This window comes from Kitasatospora sp. NPDC059088 (assembly GCF_042738155.1).
Lineage (GTDB): Bacteria > Actinomycetota > Actinomycetes > Streptomycetales > Streptomycetaceae > Kitasatospora.
The window spans coordinates 18,263-37,411 of record NZ_JBHYGR010000025.1 but is presented as its reverse complement, the minus strand read 5'-3'; the positions used below and the strand labels follow the sequence as shown (position 1 = coordinate 37,411).

At 73.3% G+C, this 19,149-nt stretch carries 15 protein-coding genes; 11 read left to right on the top strand and 4 right to left on the bottom strand.

Going from position 1 to position 19,149, the window contains the following annotated elements:
• Positions 1 to 42: 42 nt before the first annotated feature.
• Together ACFWXO_RS14015 and ACFWXO_RS14010 are read right to left on the bottom strand one after the other, a co-directional pair.
• On the bottom strand, positions 43 to 912 hold the full coding sequence (locus ACFWXO_RS14015; RefSeq protein WP_380524036.1) for a peptidase: 870 nt from the start codon (positions 910 to 912) through the stop codon (positions 43 to 45).
• 2 nt (positions 913 to 914) lie between these two features.
• A complete protein-coding gene (locus ACFWXO_RS14010; protein ID WP_380524034.1) occupies positions 915 to 2,237 on the bottom strand; it encodes a VWA domain-containing protein in 1,323 nt (440 codons plus the stop codon).
• A gap of 173 nt (positions 2,238 to 2,410) precedes the next feature.
• Here ACFWXO_RS14010 and ACFWXO_RS14005 point away from each other — a divergent pair, with 173 nt between their 5' ends.
• From ACFWXO_RS14005 to ACFWXO_RS13980, 6 genes are all read left to right on the top strand, one after another.
• Positions 2,411 to 3,253, top strand: coding sequence for an ATP-binding cassette domain-containing protein (locus tag ACFWXO_RS14005; protein WP_380524032.1), 843 nt, complete (start codon positions 2,411 to 2,413; stop codon positions 3,251 to 3,253).
• A complete protein-coding gene (locus tag ACFWXO_RS14000) occupies positions 3,253 to 3,936 on the top strand; it encodes an ABC transporter (RefSeq protein WP_380397567.1) in 684 nt (227 codons plus the stop codon). Before ACFWXO_RS14005 ends, ACFWXO_RS14000 begins: the two co-directional genes overlap by 1 nt.
• 165 nt (positions 3,937 to 4,101) lie before the next feature.
• Positions 4,102 to 5,499: an FtsW/RodA/SpoVE family cell cycle protein gene (locus ACFWXO_RS13995; RefSeq protein ID WP_380524030.1), complete on the top strand. Its 1,398-nt coding sequence runs from the start codon at positions 4,102 to 4,104 to the stop codon at positions 5,497 to 5,499.
• A complete protein-coding gene (locus tag ACFWXO_RS13990; protein WP_380524028.1) occupies positions 5,499 to 7,007 on the top strand; it encodes a penicillin-binding transpeptidase domain-containing protein in 1,509 nt (502 codons plus the stop codon). Before ACFWXO_RS13995 ends, ACFWXO_RS13990 begins: the two co-directional genes overlap by 1 nt.
• Positions 7,008 to 7,254: 247 nt before the next feature.
• The gene (locus ACFWXO_RS13985) at positions 7,255 to 8,742 is read left to right on the top strand and encodes an amino acid permease (protein WP_380524027.1); all 1,488 of its coding nucleotides are present in this window, start codon (positions 7,255 to 7,257) and stop codon (positions 8,740 to 8,742) included.
• A 143-nt stretch (positions 8,743 to 8,885) separates the two neighbouring features.
• Positions 8,886 to 10,310, top strand: coding sequence for a glycosyltransferase 87 family protein (locus ACFWXO_RS13980; protein ID WP_375892736.1), 1,425 nt, complete (start codon positions 8,886 to 8,888; stop codon positions 10,308 to 10,310).
• 69 nt (positions 10,311 to 10,379) lie between these two features.
• On the opposite strand, the gene ACFWXO_RS13975 is transcribed toward ACFWXO_RS13980, so the two are convergent.
• Entirely contained in the window at positions 10,380 to 12,146 is a 1,767-nt protein-coding gene (locus tag ACFWXO_RS13975) for a penicillin-binding transpeptidase domain-containing protein (protein ID WP_380524025.1), read from the bottom strand.
• A gap of 212 nt (positions 12,147 to 12,358) precedes the next feature.
• Entirely contained in the window at positions 12,359 to 14,164 is a 1,806-nt protein-coding gene (locus tag ACFWXO_RS13970; RefSeq protein WP_380524023.1) for a dolichyl-phosphate-mannose--protein mannosyltransferase, read from the bottom strand.
• A 105-nt stretch (positions 14,165 to 14,269) separates the two neighbouring features.
• Here ACFWXO_RS13970 and rsmI point away from each other — a divergent pair, with 105 nt between their 5' ends.
• The 5 genes from rsmI to ACFWXO_RS13945 all read left to right on the top strand — a co-directional run bounded on the left by rsmI (position 14,270) and on the right by ACFWXO_RS13945 (position 19,145).
• Positions 14,270 to 15,139, top strand: coding sequence for a 16S rRNA (cytidine(1402)-2'-O)-methyltransferase (gene rsmI, locus ACFWXO_RS13965; protein ID WP_375892733.1), 870 nt, complete (start codon positions 14,270 to 14,272; stop codon positions 15,137 to 15,139).
• Between the two features lie 229 nt (positions 15,140 to 15,368).
• Entirely contained in the window at positions 15,369 to 15,800 is a 432-nt protein-coding gene (locus ACFWXO_RS13960; RefSeq protein ID WP_380524021.1) for a hypothetical protein, read from the top strand.
• A gap of 153 nt (positions 15,801 to 15,953) precedes the next feature.
• The gene (gene metG / locus ACFWXO_RS13955; protein WP_380524018.1) at positions 15,954 to 17,573 is read left to right on the top strand and encodes a methionine--tRNA ligase; all 1,620 of its coding nucleotides are present in this window, start codon (positions 15,954 to 15,956) and stop codon (positions 17,571 to 17,573) included.
• On the top strand, positions 17,573 to 18,451 hold the full coding sequence (locus tag ACFWXO_RS13950; protein ID WP_380524016.1) for a TatD family hydrolase: 879 nt from the start codon (positions 17,573 to 17,575) through the stop codon (positions 18,449 to 18,451). The genes metG and ACFWXO_RS13950 overlap by 1 nt, the downstream gene beginning before the upstream one ends.
• Before the next feature lie 70 nt (positions 18,452 to 18,521).
• Positions 18,522 to 19,145, top strand: coding sequence for a Uma2 family endonuclease (locus ACFWXO_RS13945; RefSeq protein ID WP_380524014.1), 624 nt, complete (start codon positions 18,522 to 18,524; stop codon positions 19,143 to 19,145).
• The last annotated feature ends 4 nt before the right edge of the window (positions 19,146 to 19,149 follow it).

Sequence of the window (19,149 nt, the reverse complement as noted above, 5' to 3'; positions counted from 1 at the left end):
GCCGGAAGGTGTCCGGCCGGCCCTCGACGGGTGGGGCCGGGACTACGGGCGCTCGGCGTAGTGGCCGTGCTGGTGGTGCGAGCCCTGGGGCGGGACGGCGCCGTGGTGGCCGGGGCGGTGGCCGCGCGGGTGCCGGGTCAGGTGGTAGCCGAGGATGCCGGCCAGGGCGGCCAGGAAGCCGCCGCCGATGGTCCAGTACCAGCGGCTGTTCCAGCCGGAGAACCAGCCGGTGTACCAGTGGTCCTGCTCCGCGACCGGGGCCGCGGCCCGGGCCGTGCTCGCGCCGCCGCCGACCGGCGGGACCAGCGGCGCCTTGAGCTCGCCGCCCTCGGGCTGGGCGTTGTCGGCGTTGCCCTTGGCGGCGACGTGCAGCTGGGTGGTGGCGGCCAGGCCGAGGTCGGGCTGCGGGGCGTCGGTGACCGAGAGCCGGACGTAGTAGGTGCCGGGCAGCGGGTCGCCGGACCACGGCTCGGCCCAGGTGCGGACCTCGCGCAGGGTGCAGTTCAGCGCCAGCGAGGTGGTGTTCTGGTCGCCGGTGGCGTTCTGGGTGCCGGCGGTGCAGGCCTGGCGGCGGCGCAGCCCGTCGAAGACCTCGACGCTCCAGGTCTGCGGGCCGTGCCGGTCGGCGGCCGGGGCCAGGTTGACGGTCAGGCTGACCGTCGGGGTCTGGCCCTCGGAGGCGCCGAACGCCCAGTAGAGGTAGTCGCCGGTGGAGACGGCGACATCGGCGTCCTGGCCGGGGGAGAGGTTGACCGCGGTCAGGAAGGAGGTGCCGGCCTTGGTGGCCGGGGCCGGGGTGCCGCTCGCGGTCGCCGTCGGGGACGGCGAGGCGGCGGAGGCGGCCGGGGCGCCCAGCGCGAGGGCGGGCAGCAGGGCGAGGGCGGCGAGGGCGCCGCGGATCGTCGTACGCATGATCAGTTCTCCCGCCAGACGGCGATCCGCCAGCGTGCGATCCAGCCGGCGAGCAGGCCGAGGACCAGGCCGGCCAGGGTGAGGGTGAGCAGCAGGATCCAGCCGCGGCCGAGGCCCATGGCGGCGCCCTCGGGGGCGGGCGAGGCGGAGGCGAGGTCCACGGTCAGCTCCAGCGGCATGCCGGGGTCGGCCTGGACGCCGGACTGCGGGGCCAGCGAGTTGCTGACCACCAGGCAGACGGTGGTGTCCGGCTTGTCCTTCGCGGAGGTGGTGGGGCTCGCGGTGACGTAGCCCTTGGAGTCGTTGGTGGACCAGCGCAGGCCGGTGGAGATCACGTCGGCGCGGGCGCTGCCGGCGTCGGTGCCGCGGACCAGTTCCTGGCCGGCGGCGCTGGTGGCCTGGAGCAGGACGCCGTAGTCCCGGGCCACCGCGCGGTCGAGGCCGACGCTGACCGAGGCGCGCAGTTCCTGGCCGGACTTGACCGGGACCTTGTAGACGCGGTGCTCGGAGAACTTCTCCCGGTCGCTGTAGACGCCGGGGGTGAGCACCGGGGCGCTCTCGCACTTGTCGGTGCCGGCGGTCTTGGACGGGGTCACCGTGTAGGTGTCGTTGGAGCGGTCGACCAGCTGCTTCACCTTGTCGGTGAGCTGCTGGGGGGTGCGGACGTCGGTGTAGGTGCCGCCGGTCGCGTTGGCGATGCAGAGCAGCTGCTGGCGGGTCTTGTCGTCGTGCGCCAGGCCGAGGGTGTCGACCACCAGGTGGATGCCCTGGGAGGCGAGTTCGCGGGCGACGTCGCACGGGTCGGGCGGGGTGCAGGTGTCCTCGCCGTCGGTGATCAGGACGATCCGGCGGGTGGCGTCGCCCTTGCCGAGGTCCTGGGCCGCGCCGCGCAGGGCGAGGCCCATCGGGGTCCAGCCGGTGGGGCGCAGGGTGGCGACCGCGGTCTTGGCCTCGACCTTGTTGGTCTTTCCGACCGGGAAGAGCTGCTTGGTGTCCTGGCAGCCGATGTTCTTGTCGTTGCCGGGGTAGGTGGCGCCGAGGGTGCGGATGCCGAACTCGGTCTCCGCGGGCAGGGCGTCGATCACCTCGTTCAGCGAGTTCTGGGCCACCGAGATGCGGCTCTTGCCCTGGATGTCGGCGGTGTTCATGGAGCCGCTGACGTCCAGGATCAGGTCGACCTTGGGGGCCTCCTTCGGTGCGGGGGAGGCGCCGGCTGATGGTTCGTCGGCGTGGGCGGGCAGGCCGAGGAGCAGCGAGGCGCCCGTTATCGCCAGGGCGGCCAGCAGGCTGCCGAGCCTGGTCTTCGGTCGTCGTCCGGTATTCACCCGGCCGATCCTAGGGATCATCAGTTCGTCAAGGCCAAACGAGACCGGACGGTGCACCCGCCCGCCCCGGCGTGAACTCCGGCGTGCGGGGCAGGGTTTGCCGGACGCGGTGCTGACGTCGGCCTTACCCGCGCTGGATAGCCTTCGGGGGACCGGATGGAGGCGGGGTGCGGATGGAGCTGACCGCGGTCGGCAAGCGGTACGGGCGGGGCGGGCGGTGGGTCCTGCGGGACGTCGGACTGGTCGTCGGGCCGGGGGAGTTGGTGCGGATCTCCGGGGCGAACGGGAGCGGCAAGTCGACGCTGCTGCGGCTGGCGGCCGGGATCGAGCGGCCGAGCACCGGCCGGGTGGTGCGGCCCGGGTCGGCGGCGTACGTGCCGGAGCGGTTCCCGCCGGCGCTGCCGTTCGACGCGGCCTCGTACCTGGTGCGTGTGGGCCGGGTGCACGGGCTGTCGGCGGGGGAGGCGCGGCGGCGGTTGGGGCAGTGGCTGGACCGGTTCGGCATCGCGGACCGGGCGGGCACCCCGTTGAGCCGGCTGTCCAAGGGCACCTGTCAGAAGGTGGCGGTGGTGCAGGCGTTGATCGCCGAGCCTCGGGTGCTGCTGCTGGACGAGGCCTGGACCGGGCTGGACCCGCGGGCGCGGGCGGTGCTGGACGACGCGGCCGCCGAGCGGGCGGCGGCGGGTGGCGCGGTGCTGTTCGTGGACCACGACCCGGCCCGGCTGGCCGGGCGGACCAGCGCCGCCTACCGGGTGGGCGCGGACGGCGGGCTGCGGCCGGTCGGGGAGGCGGTGCCGGTGCTGGACGGGGGGCCGGTGGTGGAGGTCGAGGTGGACCTCGCGGACGGTGCCCCGCTGCCGCGGCGGCTGCCCGGCGGGCCGGTGGTGACCGCGCTGGACGGTACGGCGGTGCGGCTGGAGGTGCCGGCCGGGCACTCGGACGCCCTGCTGCGCGGCCTGTTGCTGAGCCGCCCGGCGCTGCGGGTGCTGGCGGTGCGCCGGCGGGAGGAGGGGTGATGGGGCAGGTCGGGGCGCTGACCCGGTACCACCTGGAGCTGCTGGTGCGCTCGCACGCCTGGCTGCCGCCGTTCCTGGCGTTCGCGCTGGTGCTGGTGGTCGGGGTGACGCCGGGTGATCCGCTGCTGGGCGGGCTCGGGTTCGGGGCGGGGCTGCTGGTGCCGGTGAGCGCCTGGTGCGTGCGCGGTGTGCTGACGGCCGAGCCGCCGGCCTCGCGGGCCTGCCTGGTGGCGGTGGCGGGCCCGGTGCGGGTGCACCTGGGGGCGCTGCTGGCGGCGGTGACGGCGGGGCTGCTGCTGGCGGTGGGCGAGGTGGCGGCGCTGTGGTGGGTCGGCGGCGCGGTGGCCGACCCGGGGGCGGGGCGGGAGCCGGGTGTCGGCCGGGCGCTGCTGGCCGGGCTGGTGGCCTCGGTGGTCTGCGTGCTGCTGGGGGCGTCGGCCGGGGTGCTGGGCAACCGTCCGGTGCTGGTCCGCTCGCCGTACGGGATCCTGGCGGCGCTGGGGTCGGCCGCGGCGGCGCTGGTGCTGCCGGGTTCGCCGGCCAACGCGGCGGTGCGCGGGGTGGTGACGGCGGCCCGGACCGGGCGGGTGGCCGTGCCCTGGGGTGAACTGCTTTTCTCCGTCGTGCTGTTGGCCGTGTTCGGGGCGGGGGCGGCGGTGCTGGCCGGGCGGCGGCCGGAGTGAGGGGCGGCGGGCGCGGTCGTGGCAAAGGCGGACACACCGTGGCAAAGAGTCGATATATATGGATAGTGCTCGTTAGGGTGACGAACCGGGGCACCGGTGTCCGGACCCGGTCGGCCCCTTCGACTCCCGCCTCCCCCAGGACGGTCCGTGGCGACACCCTCCGCCGTGACGAGATCCGCGGTCCGGCCGGTCCGGCCGGTGCGTCCCCGGCGCACCACCGAGCTGGTGCTGGTGCTGGCCGCCGTCCTGATCGCCGTGTTCGGCTACGTCGAGGTCGGGGTGAACCTCGACGGGCGGGCGCCCGCCGACGCCGCCCAGTACGGGGCGGCGCTCGGCGTGCTCGCCCTGGCGGCGCACGGCGCGGTCCGCCTGCGGGCCCGGTACGCGGACCCGCTGCTGCTGCCGATCGCGGTGCTGCTGAACGGGATCGGCCTGGTGGTGATCTACCGCCTGGACCGGGCCACCCCCGGCCGGGAGGCCGCCTCCACCCAGCTGCTCTGGTCGGCCCTGGGGGTGGGGCTGTTCACCGCCGTGCTGCTGCTGGTGCGCGACCACCGGCGGCTGCGCCGCTACGCCCACGTCGGGGCGCTGCTGGCGCTGGTCCTGCTGGTGCTGCCGATCCTCTTCCCGCCGGTGTACGGCTCGCGGATCTGGATCGTGGTCGGGCCGCTGTCCTTCCAGCCGGGGGAGTTCGCCAAGATCCTGCTGGCGGTCTTCTTCGCCGCCTACCTCGCGGTGCACCGGGACGCGCTGGCGCTCACCGGCCGCCGGGTCTGGCGCTGGCAGCTGCCGCGCGGGCGGGTGCTCGGGCCGGTGCTGCTGATCTGGGCGGCCTTCGTCGGGGTGCTGGTGCTGGAGACCGACCTCGGGACGGCCCTGCTGTACTTCGGGCTGTTCGTGGTGATGCTCTACGTGGCCACCGCGCGCACCGGCTGGATCGCGATCGGGCTGGGCCTGGCGGCGGTCGGCGCGGTGACGGTGGGCTGGCTCTCGCCGCACGTGCACAGCCGGGTGGTGGACTGGCTGGACCCGCTGGGCTCGATCGCGGCGGGCAAGGGCGCCAACCAGATCGCCCAGTCGCTGTTCGCCTTCGCCTGGGGCGGAGAGCTGGGCACCGGACTGGGCGACGGGCACTCGGTGCTGATCGGTTTCGCCGCCAAGTCGGACTTCATCCTCGCCACCATCGGCGAGGAGCTCGGCCTGACCGGGCTGTTCGCGGTGTTCCTGCTGTACGCGGTGCTGGTCTCGCGCGGCTTCCGGACCGGCATCGCGCTGCGCGACCCGTTCGGGCGGCTGCTGGCGATCGGACTGGCCGCGATCGTCGGCCTCCAGGTGTTCGTGGTGGCGGGCGGGGTGCTGGCGCTGATCCCGCTGACCGGGATGACGATGCCGTTCATCGCCCAGGGGGGGTCGTCGGTGGTGACCAACTGGATCATCGTGGCGCTGCTGGTGCGGATGAGCGACGACGCCCGGCGGCCGGTCCCCGCGCCCGCGCCGCTCCCCGTGACCGCGCCCGTGGCCGGTCCGGAGCAGGGGCCCGGCGCCGGACCGGAGGCGCGGTGATGGCCGGCCTCGGGCCGCGGGGCAACGGGCCGCAGGGGCTGCCCGGGATCTCGGTCACCGGGCGCCGGGCGGCCACCTTCTGCCTGCTGCTGGTCGGGGCGCTGTGCGTGCAGGCCACCCGGGTGCAGGTCTTCGAGGCCCGGGACCTGGACCGCAACAGCGCCAACCAGCGGCTGGTCGTCGAGCGCTACGCCCGGCCGCGCGGGGACGTCCTGGTCGACGGGCAGCCGGTGACCGGCTCCCGGCCCACCGGCGGCCGGTACGCCTACAAGCGCACCTACGCCGACGGGACGACGTACGCCGCCGTCACCGGCTTCTCCTCCCAGGCGTACGGCAACAGCCAGCTGGAGGGCACCGAGGACGGCCTGCTGAACGGCACCGACGGCCGGCTGACCGGCTGGTCGCTCCGGGACGCGCTCACCCGCCGGCGCAGCCCCGGCGGGAACGTCCTCACCACGATCGACCGGGCCGCCCAGCAGGCCGCGGTGCGCGGGCTCGGCGACCAGAAGGGCGCGGTGGTCGCGATCGAGCCGGCCACCGGGCGGATCCTGGCGCTGGCCAGCACCCCCTCCTACGACCCGGGCGACTTCGCCGGCTCGGCGGGGGCCGACCAGACGGCCTGGAACCGGCTGCAGGCCGACCCCGACCAGCCGATGCTCAACCGGGCGCTGCGCCAGACCTACCCTCCGGGCTCGGCCTTCAAGGTGGTCACCGCCGCGGCGGCGCTGGCGGCCGGGGTGGTGACCGACCCGGACGCGCCGACCGACGCGCCCTTCCCGTACGTGCTGCCGGGGACGACCACGCCGCTGGTGAACGACAGCGCGGCCTGCGACCGGCCCGGGCTGTCGCTGGACGCGGCGATGACCGCCAGCTGCAACAGCGTGCTGGGCCACCTGGGGGTGCGGACGGGGGTGGAGAGGCTGGTGGCGACGGCCGAGGGCTTCGGCTTCAACGACCCGAAGCTGGACGTGCCGGTGCGCCCGGCCCGGTCGAACGTCGACACCGCGATGGACCCGGCGCAGCTGGCGCTCTCCTCGATCGGGCAGTTCGACACCGCGGCCACCCCGCTGGTGATGGCGATGGTCGCGGCCGGGGTCGCCAACGGCGGGACGGTGATGCGGCCGCGGCTGGTGGACCGGCTGACCAGGAGCGACGGCACCGTGGTCGAGGTGCGCGGGCCGGCCGTGTACCGGCAGGCGCTGACCCCGGCGGTGGCCGGGCAGCTGCGGAAGCTGATGACGGACGTGGTGGAGAACGGCACCGGCGGCAACGCCCGGATCCCCGGGGCGGTGGTCGGCGGCAAGACCGGTACCGCCCAGCACGGGGTGGACAACAGCGGGACGCCGTACGCCTGGTTCATCTCCTGGGCCGCGCCGGCCGGTTCGGCCGCCGTGGCGCCGGTCGCGGTGGCGGTGGTGGTCGCGGACAGTGACGCCACGGACGTCACGGGTGGCGCGCTGGCCGCCCCGATCGCCCGCTCGGTGATGCGGGCGGTGCTCGGCCGCTGACTCGGACAGGGGTGCTGACCTGGTCTTTTATCCGATGCCCGGAAGATCCGCCGCGTGCGAAGTGTCCGGTTTGTGAGCTCTGGTGCGCCGATTCGTACAATGCGCGGATCGGTATTGTTTGTTTGCGACACTGGCGCCTTTGCCGGGTACTGTCCCATGTTTGTTCGGTTGGTCCCCGAAGTCACCCCCCAGTACTCGGAGTGACCGGCCACCAGGACACCCTCCCCCGCCCAGAAGGACAGCAGTTTTGGCCAGCAACACCCTCGGTGCGCGTCTGCTGCGCCGCAAGCCCGTCTCGACCCTGCTCGCCGAGAGCGAGGGCCACGGCCTTCCGGCCGGCGCACCCGAGGAGGGCGGCCGCTCCGGCATCCACCTGCGCCGCTCGATCGGGCTCTGGCAGCTGTCCGCGATCGGCATCGGCGCCACCATCGGCACCGGCATCTTCTTCGTGCTCAACACGGCGGTGCCGTCGGCCGGTCCGGCGGTCATCCTGTCCTTCGTGATCGCCGCGGTCACCGCCGGGCTCACGGCGCTCTGCTACGCCGAGATGGCCTCCGCGATCCCGGTCTCCGGCTCCTCGTACTCCTACGCCTACGCGACCCTCGGCGAGGGCGTCGCCTTCGGCGTCGGGATCTGCCTGCTGATGGAGTACGGCGTCTCCGCCTCGGCCATCGCGGTGACCTGGGCCGAGTACTTGAACAAGTTCTTCGACCTGGCCTTCGGGTTCAAGATCCCCGAGCAGCTGTCCGGCGCGCCGGACAGCACCCACTGGTTCAACCTGCCGGCGCTGCTGCTGGTCGCCATGGTCTGCTTCCTGCTGATCCGCGGGGTCAGCGAGTCGGTGAAGGTCAACGCCGCCATGGTCGCGGTCAAGATCGTGATCCTGCTGCTGTTCATCGGCGTCGCGCTCACCGGCTTCCACTCCGGCAACCTGACCCCGTTCATGCCGCTCGGCATCGGCGGCGTGCAGGTCGCCGCGTCCAGCATCTTCTTCTCCTTCATCGGCCTGGACGCCGTGTCCACCGCCGGTGAGGAGGTCAAGAACCCGCGCCGGACCATGCCGATGGCGATCATCATCTCGCTGGTCGTGGTGACCCTGCTCTACATCCTGGTCGCGCTGGCCGGCATCGGCGCCCAGCCGTGGCAGAAGTTCGACGGCCAGGAGGCCGGGCTCGCCCAGATCCTCCAGGACATCACCGGCCAGAGCTGGCCCGCGATGATCTTCGCGGTCGGCGCGATCGTCTCGATCTTCAGCATCACGCTGGTGGTGATCTACGGGCAGACCCGCATCCTCTACTCGATGGGCCGCGACGGCCTGCTGCCCAGGCGCTTCGCCGAGCTCTCCCCGCGCACTGGCACCCCGGTCTGGAACACCCTGGTGGTCGGGCTCGGCGTGGGCGCGCTGGCCGCGTTCATCCCGCTGAACGTGCTGGCCGACATCACCAGCCTGGGCACCCTGATCGCCTTCTCGGTGGTCTCGATCGGCGTGATCGTGCTGCGCCGCACCCAGCCCGACCTGCCGCGCGGCTTCAAGGTCCCCGGCTACCCGGTCGTCCCGCTGCTCAGCGTCGGCTTCTGCGTCTACCTGATCACCGGCCTGCACGCCGACACCTTCCGGGCCGGGGCGATCGCCCTCGCCGTCGCCCTGGTCGTCTACTTCGGCTACAGCGTCAAGCACTCCCGCCTGGAGCGCGCCGAGCGGCCGGCCGTCCCGAGCGGGACCGGCACCGGCTGACCAGGGCGTCGGCCGCCGGGCCGTTATCCAATCGTGAAGGGCCGCCGCGTGGTACGACACCCGGCGGCCCTACGCGCGTAGCGTCCCGACCGGGGCCCGAGGCGGTGGCGACAGCGCCCGGTTCGCCGCCATAACCTTCCACCATGGTGAGCACCCGCACGCCCGGCTTCTCCCGCCCGCGCGGCCGCTTCACCGGCCGTTCCAGAACGCCGGCCCCGACCATCGACGCCGAACCGCCGCCCAGACCCGGACGGCCGCCGACGGGCTCCACCGGCCGCCCGTTCCCCCGCCAGCGTGGTGAGAGCACCTTCCCGCCCACGCCCGTTCGGTGGAATCCCGCCCGGCTCGCCTCGCTGCGCTGGGTGCAGCTGCTCGGCTGTCTGATCGCGGCCGGCTGGGCCGCGGCCTTCCCGCTCGTCTCCGACCTGGCCAACCAGCGGCTGTGGGGCCTGGTCGCGGCCCCCGCCTACGTGGTGGCCGGGCTGCTCTGCCTCACCCTGCCGCGCCGCTTCGCGGCCGAGGCCGCCGCCGTGGTCGCCCTGCTCGGGGCCGTGCTGGCGCCGCTCGGGCTGCTCGCGGTGACCGGCCGCCACCAGTCCGAGGTGATGGTGGTCGAACGCTCGGCCCACCTGATGCTCACCACCGGCGACGTCTACCTCCCGCACCCGGTGGTGGTCACCGACTACAACCCCTACCTCCCGGCGATGTCCCTGTTCGGACTGCCGCGCCAGCTGCTCGGCAGCTCCACCGCCTTCGCCCGGGTCGCCGGGGACGCCCGGATCTGGTTCGCCCTCACCTTCGTGGTCTGCCTGCTGGCCGCCTGGCGGCTGCTCCGGCCCACCCGGCCCGGCACCGACGGCCATCGCGCCCCGCTGCTGCCGCTGGCCGTCCTCACCGCCTCGCCGCTGATAGCGCTGGCCCTGGTGGTCGGCGGCGTCGACCTGCCGCTGATCGGGGTCTGCTGCCTGGCCATGGCGCTCGCCGAGCGGGACCGCACCGTCGCCGCCGGGCTGGTGCTCGCCCTCGCCTGCAGCCTCAAGTGGACCGCCTGGCCCGCCCTGCCGGTGGCCGTCCTGCTGCTGTGGCGGCTGTACGGCCGGCGGCCCGCCGCCCGTACCGCGCTGATCGGGGCCGGGGTGAGCGCGGCGGTGCTGCTGCCGTCCGTCCTGACCCAGCCGCAGGCGCTGCGCGACCAGGTGGTGCGCTTCCCGCTCGGGATGACCGCGATCCGCACCCCGGCGGGCAGCCCGCTGCCCGGCAAGGTGCTGGCCGGCTTCGGGCCGACCGGGCACACCGTCTCCCTCGCGCTGATGACCCTGGCCCTGGTCGGGGTGGCGATCTGGCTGGTGGCCCGGCCTCCGGTCTCCGCGATCGCCGCCGCCGACCTGCTGGCCGCCGGGCTGGCGATCGCCTTCACGCTCGCCCCGGCCGGACGGTTCGGGTACCTGGCGCTGCCCGCCGTCCTGGTGATCTGGCCCCGGCTGGCGGCCCGGCGCTGGAGCAGCCGGCGCCCGGCGGCGCCCAGGCCCGCGCCGGAGGTACCGCGGCCCGCCCTGCCGAGGAGCTGACCGGGCCCGCACGCACGGGAGCCCGCCACGTCGTCCGTGGCGGGCTCCTCGCGTACCGGACTCAGGTGCTCACTTGTTGCCGGACTTGAGCAGCGAGGCCACGGCCGGGCCGGCCGCGTCCACGCCGTGGCCGCCGCCCTGGACCTCGGCGGCGACCGCGAGGTTGCCGCGGAAGGCGGTGAACCAGCTGTTGGTGGTGGACGCGCCCTGGACCTCGGCGGAGCCGGTCTTGGCCCCCGCGTTGTCGGTGATCCCGGCCATCACCTGGCTGGCCGTGCCGCCGACGGCGGTGGCGTTCATCATCGCGCGCAGCTTGGCGGCGACGTCCGGCGAGATCTGCCGGGCCGCCTGCTGCTGGGGCAGGCCGGCGACCAGGATCGGCTGCTTGAACGCGCCGCTCTGGACGGTCGCCGTGATCGAGGCGATGGCCAGCGGGTTCATCTGGACCTTGCCCTGGCCGATGTAGTTCATCGCCTGCTCGTCCTTGCTGCCCGGGGTCGCCGGGATCTTGCCGTCGGCGTTCGGCAGGCCGGTCTTCCACTCCAGGCCGATGCCGTACACGTCCTTGGCGGTGCCGGACAGCGTCTCGGGCTTGAGGCTGGTCAGGCCCTGGTTGATGAAGGCGGTGTTGCAGGACACCATGAAGTCCTTCTGGAGCGAGTAGTCCGGGAAGGCGCCGGGGAAGTCGTTCGGGATCGCCACCGGGTTGCTGCTCTTCTCCGGGCAGGCCACGTTGCTGTCCGGGGTGAGCCCGGACTCCAGCAGGGCCGTCGAGGTGACGATCTTCATCGTCGAACCGGGGGCGAGCAGGCCGGTGAAGGCCCGGTTCTGGCCGGTGGCCGGGGCGTTGGCGAAGGCCAGCACCTGGCCGGTGCTGGGCTCGACGGCCACGATGGAGCCCTGCTTGCCGCCCAGGTCGGTCATCGCCTTCTCGGCGGCGGCCTGGAGGGTGTTGTCGATGGTCACCTTGAACGGCTTGCCGGGCTTGGGCTCGACGATGGTGAACAGCTTGTCCGCGGCGGTCTTGCCGGCCGGGTCGGTGATCACCACCGCGCTGCCCGCGTCCTGGTCCTTGTTCGGGTCCGGCGGCAGCAGCTTGTGGGCGTTGTCCTGGAGCGTGGCCATCAGCGCCGGGGTGAGCGAGGCGCCCTGCAGCGCCTTGCCGTTGCGGTCCACCACGGTGGACGGCGGGGCGAAGACCTGCTGGGTGGCGATGGTCTCGTTGCCGGACAGGTGCGGGTGGATCACCGAGGGCGCCCAGTGCACGGCCGGGGTGTTGTCGCTCATCTTCACGACGCCGAGGAAGCCGTTGTAGTCCCAGACCCGGCTGGTGCCGGCGAACTCGGCGCGGGCCTTGAAGCCCATCAGCACGCCGGTGGGCCCGGAGGGGGAGGCGGCGGCGGACGGCGAGTCGGTGGCGCCGGCGGTGGCACCCGCGGACGGGGTCGCCGAGGCCGCGCCGGTCGGCTTGGCCGGGGCCGGGGTGCCGGTCGCCGAGGCGAAGGCCTGCGGCGTGGCCGGGCCGGCCGGGGACAGGGTCAGCGCGCTCGGCTTCACCTGGTCCCTGAAGGCCGTCAGCGCCGTGGTGGCCGCGGCCGGGTCGTCGGTCAGCGAGGCCGCCTTGGCGATGTCGCCGGAGGTCCAGGCCGCCAGGAAGTCCTTCGCACCGCTCGCCGCCTGGTCGGCCGTGGGCGGCTCGGCGACCACCGTGCGGGGCTTCTTGTCGCCGGACGAGGAGTCCGACCCGCCCATCAGGCTGTAGGCCCCGTAGCCACCGCCCGCGAGGACGGCGATGGACACGCCGGTGATGATGCCGATCTTCGCGCCACTGCGCATGGTGCAAATCCCCCAGGGGTCTCGCGGCCGGGCGCAACCGGCGGGGCCGGAAACGCGGTACTCCCCCCACCCTAGGCAGGGCGGATCGGTGCGCCGACGAAACGCCGGGGACTTGTGACGGATCTGGTACGTGTTGTGGACGGGTTCGGACGGTTGGAGGGGGACCGTGTGCGTGCCCTCCCCGGACGCTTCCGCCGCTGGTCACGGGGGTCTCAGATCCAGCTGTTGAACCACATCCGGGCACGCCAGTCGCTCAGCGGGATGGTCTGCCCGGTGAACAGCGGATAGAAGTACAGGAAGTTCCAGATGATCAGCAGCACCAGCAGCCCGGCCGCGGCCGAGCCGATGATCCGGCGGTCCCGGGAGGCGCCGGCCGGCCCGATCAGCGCGCCGATCAGCATCGTCACGGCGAGCACCAGGAACGGGACGAAGACCACCGCGTAGAAGAGGAAGATCGTCCGCTGCTGGTAGAGGAACCACGGCAGGTAGCCGGCGGCCAGGCCGCACAGCAGCGCACCGGCCCGCCAGTCCCGGCGGAAGGCCCAGAGCCACAGGCAGTAGACCAGCGCCAGCAGGGCCGTCCACCAGAGCAGCGGGGTGCCGATGCCCAGCACCTCACGGGCGCAGTCGGCGACGGTGCAGCCGCTCTGGCCGAGCTTGGGGGACTCGTAGTAGAAGGACACCGGGCGGCCCAGCACCAGCCAGGACCACGGGTTCGACTGGTAGGTGTGCGGGTCGGTCAGGTGGGTGTGGAACTCGTAGACCGTCGAGTGGTAGTGCCACAGGGCCCGCAGGCCCTCGGGTATCCACGGGTAGTCGGTGGAGCGGCCGACCGCCCAGTCCCGGCCCCAGCCGCCCTGGCCGGGCGCGTTGCTGCTGGCGAACCAGCCCCACCAGGACGCCACGTAGACCGCGACCGAGACCACGACGACCGACACGAAGGCGGGCACCACGTCCCGGGCCAGCACCGCCGGGTACGGGCGCGGGGCGCCGGCCAGCCGGCGGGCGCCGACGTCCCACAGCACGGTCATCAGGCCGAACGCGGCCGCGACGTACAGGCCGCTCCACTTGGTGGCGCAGGTCAGGCCGACGCAGACGCCGGCCGCGATCCGGTACGGGCGCCAGCCCAGGTGGAGCCGCTGGGCGAGCACCGCGTCCTCGACCCCGCCGAGCCTGGCCGCGAGCCGGGCCCGGGTGCGGTCCCGGTCCAGGACCAGGAAGCCGAAGGCGGCGAGGATCCAGAACATCACCACCAGGTCGAGCAGGGCGGTGCGGCTGAGCACCAGGTGCAGGCCGTCCACCGAGAGCAGCAGGCCGGCCACGCAGCCCAGCAGGGTGGAGCGGAACATCCGGCGGGCGATCCGGGCCAGCATCAGCACCGACAGGGTGCCGAGCAGGGCCACGGCGAACCGCCAGCCGAAGGGGTTCATGCCGAACAGCTGCTCGCCCGCGCCGATGATCCACTTGCCCACCGGCGGGTGCACCACGTACGACGGCGTCGAGCGGTACGGCACGGCCGCGCCCGGCGTCATGATCGTCGTGTTGGCGTCCTCCGGCCAGTTGATCTCGTAGCCGCCGTGCCAGAGCGCGTAGGCGTCCTTGGCGTAGTACGTCTCGTCGAAGATGATCGCGTGCGGCTGGCCGAGGCCGGTGAACCGCAGCAGCCCGGCGAACACCGCGACCGCGACCGGGCCCAGCCAGCCGGACCAGCGGCACAGGAAGTACCAGAGGCCCTGCGGCAGCCGCAGGCCCAGCCGCAGCAGCAGCGGGGACTGCGCGACGTCGGGCCGGGTCACCCCGGGGCCGTCCGGCATCGGCGGGACGAGGCGCTCGGTGAGCGTGCCGGTCGGGCGGGCCCGGTAGCCGAACCCGGCCAGGCGCTCCCGCCAGGGCGCGGGTGCCAGGGGTGGCTCCGGTGTCAGGGGTGACTCCGGTGAGCGGGGGGACGGCAGGCCGACACCGCCCCGCGCGGAGTGGTCCGTACCCGTGGGCGTCTGCGCCGCCGTGTCGCCGTTCATCCGCCACATCGTAGGGGCGCTCCTCGTACGTGTGACCGGTCCCTCGGAAGCTGACCGAATCGTCACCAAACGCCCCGGCGGCCCGGAGCTGCGAGGATGGGGCCCGTGACAGGAGTACTCGTTCTCGCAGGCACCCCCATCGGCGACGTCTCGGACGCCCCGCCCCGGCTGCTCACCGAGCTGGCCACGGCGGACGTCATCGCGGCGGAGGACACCCGGCGGCTGCGCCGGCTCACCCAGGCCCTCGGGGTGACCCCGGCCGGGCGGGTCGTCTCCTACTTCGAGGGCAACGAGGTCGGCCGCACCCCCGAGCTGGTCGAGGCGCTCCTCGGCGGCGCCCGGGTGCTGCTGGTCACCGACGCCGGGATGCCGTCCGTCTCCGACCCCGGCTACCGGCTGGTGGCCGCCGCCGTCGAGGCCGACGTCAAGGTCACCGCGGTGCCCGGGCCGTCCGCGGTGCTCACCGCGCTCGCGCTGTCCGGCCTGCCGGTCGACCGCTTCACCTTCGAGGGCTTCCTGCCGCGCAAGACCGGCGACCGGGCCCGGCAGCTGGCCACCGTCGCCGCCGAACCGCGCACCATGGTCTTCTTCGAGGCGCCGCACCGGATCGCCGAGGCGCTGGCCGCGATGGCGGAGGCCTTCGGGCCGCAGCGCCCGGCCGCCGTGTGCCGCGAGCTCACCAAGACCTACGAGGAGGTCAAGCGCGGGCCGATCGGCGAGCTGGCGGCCTGGGCCGCGGACGGCGTCAGGGGCGAGATCACCGTCGTGGTCGCGGGCGCCCCGCCGGCCGCGCCCCAGGAGCTGACCCCGGCCGAACTGGCCCGGCTGGTGGCCGTCCGGGAGGAGGCCGGGGAGCGGCGCAAGGAGGCCATCGCGGCGGTCGCGGTCGAACTGTCCGTGCCCAAGCGGGAGGTCTTCGACGCGGTCGTCGCGGCGAAGCGGGAAGCCGTGGAAGGGGCTTTGAAAAAGGGGTGAATTCCGGGGGTTGCGTGGCGGGCGGGGAGTCGTACCTTGGAGGGAAGGCCCGGCTAAACGCCCGCTGCGATGAAGGTTCGACCCCGGATTCCGGTTCCCGACGCGCCCTTTGTATAGGGCTCGCCAACCCGCATCCAAGTCTTCACAAGAAGGGCGTCAGCCAGGGCGGTACGGGCATTTCCTTGAACGGAAAGACCCAGCCGGGCGAGCGCCCGACGGGCACTGGGAGTTGGCTATGAGCGACACGATCGGTAGCCCCCGCAGTGGCAACGCGCTGAACGCCCCCGGCCTGGCGGGGCGGGCGCACACTCCCGTCGAGACCGTCCGGGAGGCCTACTCCTTCGCCTGCCTGCGCTGCGGGTACGGCTGGGAGCAGGCGTACGACATCGAGCACCACGTGGCCCGGGACGGTCACATCGTGTTCGAGTACCACGCCAACGGTGTCCGGGTGCCGTCCCCGCTGCTCAAGCCGACCTGCCCGGGCTGCGGTGGACACACCGTCCGGATCATGCGCGAGGGCCGGGTGGCCGGCGCCGACCAGCCCTGGCAGCACGCCCCCGGCTACCCCGCGCACGCCGAGCCGGCCCGGCCGGCCCCGGCCACCGGGCCCGCCCGGCCGCAGGGGCGCTGGGCCCGGTTCTGGTCGCGGCTCCTGGGCTGACCGGGCCGACGGGTCCTGAGCCGACCGGGCCGACGGGTCCGGGGGAGCGCGGCCGGGGCCGCCCGTCGCGAGCAGTGCGGCGGGCGGCCCCGCGGTACGCCCGGGCGATATCCGGTCGAGGGGTGCGTTCGGGCCCGACTAAGCTTTCCGACCATGGCGGCCACTTCAGACCACAGCACCACCGGGACGAGCGCCCCGGCGTACTACGTTTCCACTCCGATCTACTACGTCAACGACCGTCCCCACCTGGGCCACGCGTACACCACCGTGGCGGGCGACGTCCTCACCCGCTGGCACCGCCAGCGCGGCGAGAAGGTGTGGTACCTGACCGGCACCGACGAGCACGGTCAGAAGATCATGCGGACCGCCGAGGCCAACGGCGTCAGCCCGCAGGAGTGGTGCGACAAGCTGGTCGAGGAGGCCTGGAAGCCGCTCTGGCAGCACCTGGAGATCGCCAACGACGACTTCATCCGCACCACCGAGGAGCGGCACACCGCCCGGGTGCAGGAGTTCGTCCAGGACCTGTTCGACAAGGGCGAGATCTACAAGGGCGGCTACTCCGGCCCCTACTGCGTCGGCTGCGAGGAGTTCAAGCTCCCCGCCGAACTGCTCGACGGCGCCACCGAGGACGAGAAGCTCTGCTCCGTCCACAAGAAGCCGGTCGAGTGGCTGGAGGAGGAGAACTACTTCTTCCGCCTCTCCGCCTACGCCGAGCGGCTGCTGGAGTTCTACGCCGCCAACCCCGGCTTCATCCAGCCGGCCTCGGCTCGCAACGAGGTGCTGCGCTTCGTCGAGCAGGACCTCAAGGACCTCTCGATCTCCCGCTCCACCTTCAACTGGGGCGTGCCGCTGCCCTGGGACGAGAAGCACGTCCTCTACGTCTGGGTCGACGCGCTGCAGAACTACATCACCGCGGCCGGCTACGGCAGCGACCCGGAGCGCTTCGCCGAGCTCTGGCCGGCCTCCGTCCACCTGGTCGGCAAGGACATCCTGCGCTTCCACGCGGTGATCTGGCCGGCCATGCTGATGGCCGCGGGCCTGCCGCTGCCCAAGCGGGTCGTCGCCAACGGCTGGCTGATGGTCGGCGGCGAGAAGATGTCCAAGTCCAACCTGACCGGCATCGCGCCCACCGACCTCACCTCGCACTTCGGCGTCGACGCGTACCGCTACTACTTCCTGCGGGCGATCCCGTTCGGCACGGACGGCTCGTTCTCCTGGGAGGACTTCACCGCCCGCTACACCTCCGAGCTCGCCAACGACTTCGGCAACCTGGCCTCCCGGGTCGCCGCGATGGTCGGCAAGTACTTCGGCGGGACGCTGCCGGTCGCCACCGCCGCGGGCGAGGCCGAGCAGGCCGTCGCGGACGGGCTGGCCGCCGCCGTCGCCGCCGCCGACGCCAAGATCGGCGAGGAGCTGGACTTCGCCGGCGGCCTCGCGGCGATCTTCGAGTTCGTCAAGCAGGTCAACGGCTACCTCACCACGCAGGAGCCGTGGAAGGTCGCCAAGGACGAGTCCGAGGAGGGCCAGGCCCGCCTCGCCACCATCCTCTACACCGCCGCCGAGGCGCTGCGCGGCACCGCCGTGCTGCTCAACCCGGTGATGCCGTCCACCGCCGAGAAGCTGTGGGCCTCGCTGGGCGCCGCCGAGGGCCTCGGCGCGCTCGCCGACCAGCGCATCGCCACCACCGGTGACTGGGGCCGGCTGCCCGTCGGCGCCACCGTCACCAAGGGCGAGATCCTGTTCCCGCGCCTCGAAGAGAAGCCGGCCTCCTGATGGCCGGCAAGGACGACGACCGGTCGACCCCGCCGCCGCTGCCGCAACCCCTGGCCGTGGCGGTGGCCGACTCGCACACCCACCTCGACATGCAGGCCGGCACCCCGGCCGAGGGGCTCGCCCGGGCCGCCTCGGTCGGGGTCGCCACGGTCGTCCAGGTGGGCTGCGACGTGCCCGGCTCGCGCTGGGCCGCCGAGCTGGCGGCGCAGTACGAGCAGGTGCACGCGGCCGTCGCCCTGCACCCCAACGAGGCGCCGCGGATCTTCCTCGGCGACGCCGACGGGTGGTCCGGGCAGCAGCGGCTCGCGGGCGGGCAGGCGGCGCTGGACGAGGCGCTCGCCGAGATCGACGCGCTGGCCGCGCTGCCGCAGGTCCGCGCCGTCGGCGAGACCGGGCTGGACTACTTCCGCACCGGGCCGGAGGGCGTGGAGATCCAGAAGGAGTCGTTCCGCCGCCACATCGAGATGGCCAAGCGGCACGGCAAGGCCCTGGTCATCCACGACCGCGACGCCCACGAGGACGTCATCGCCGTCCTGCTGGCCGAGGGCGCCCCGGAACGGACCGTCTTCCACTGCTACTCCGGCGACGCCGGGATGGCGAAGGTCTGCGCCGAGCACGGCTGGTACCTCTCCTTCGCCGGCCCGGTCACCTTCAAGGCCAACCAGCCGCTGCGCGACGCCCTGCTCGCCACCCCGCTCGACCGGATCCTGGTCGAGACCGACGCCCCCTTCCTCACCCCGCACCCGTACCGGGGGCGGCCGAACGCGCCGTACCTCATCCCGGTCACGGTGCGGTCGATGGCGGCGACCCTGGGGCTGCACGAGGACGAGCTGTCGACGGCGATCGCGGCGAACACGGCACGGGCCTTCGGGTACTGAGCGGGTCGAACGGGTTTCGGGTTTCGAAGGAACGATTCGGCACTCCCGGCTTCTTCCTAGGCTGGTTAGCATGAGTGCAGTGAGGGAGGTGGCAATGACCGCCGAGCCGATCAGCGAACCCGTGGACGATCGCGTCGAATGGTTCCTTCCGCCAGCCCAGGGCTGGACGTACGAGCAGGCTCAGGATTTCGACCTGCCGTTCGAGTGGGATCTGGTGGACGGAGTCATTGTGGTCCGGGGGCAGACGAACTTCTGGCATGACCTGGTGCGTTCGGGGCTGGAGCGAGGGCTGTTCGCTGCGCGCGTCGAGCCCTGTGCGGTCCTGCTGGAGCGGTGCATGCTGCTGGACGAGAGCAACACGGCCAAGCCCGATGTGGTGGTGTTCGACAAGACCGGTCTCGACGTCTTCGAGCTGGACTGTCTGCCGGTCGAGTCCGTGGTTCTGGCCGTCGAGGTGGTGTCGCCCGGGACCCGGGCCAGGGACCGCTTCGGCAAGCCCGGGCAGTTCGCCGAGAAGGGCATCCCCCACTACTGGCGGGTCGAGCGCGGCATCGACGACCTGCCCATCGTCCACGAGTTCCACCGGGACGAGGAGAAGGGCGTCTACTTGCCCGTCGCCCAGCACGAAGGGGTGCTCCGTACCTCGGTCCCGTACCCCGTGGAGATCGACCTCGCCGCGGTGGTCGAACTCTGAGTGC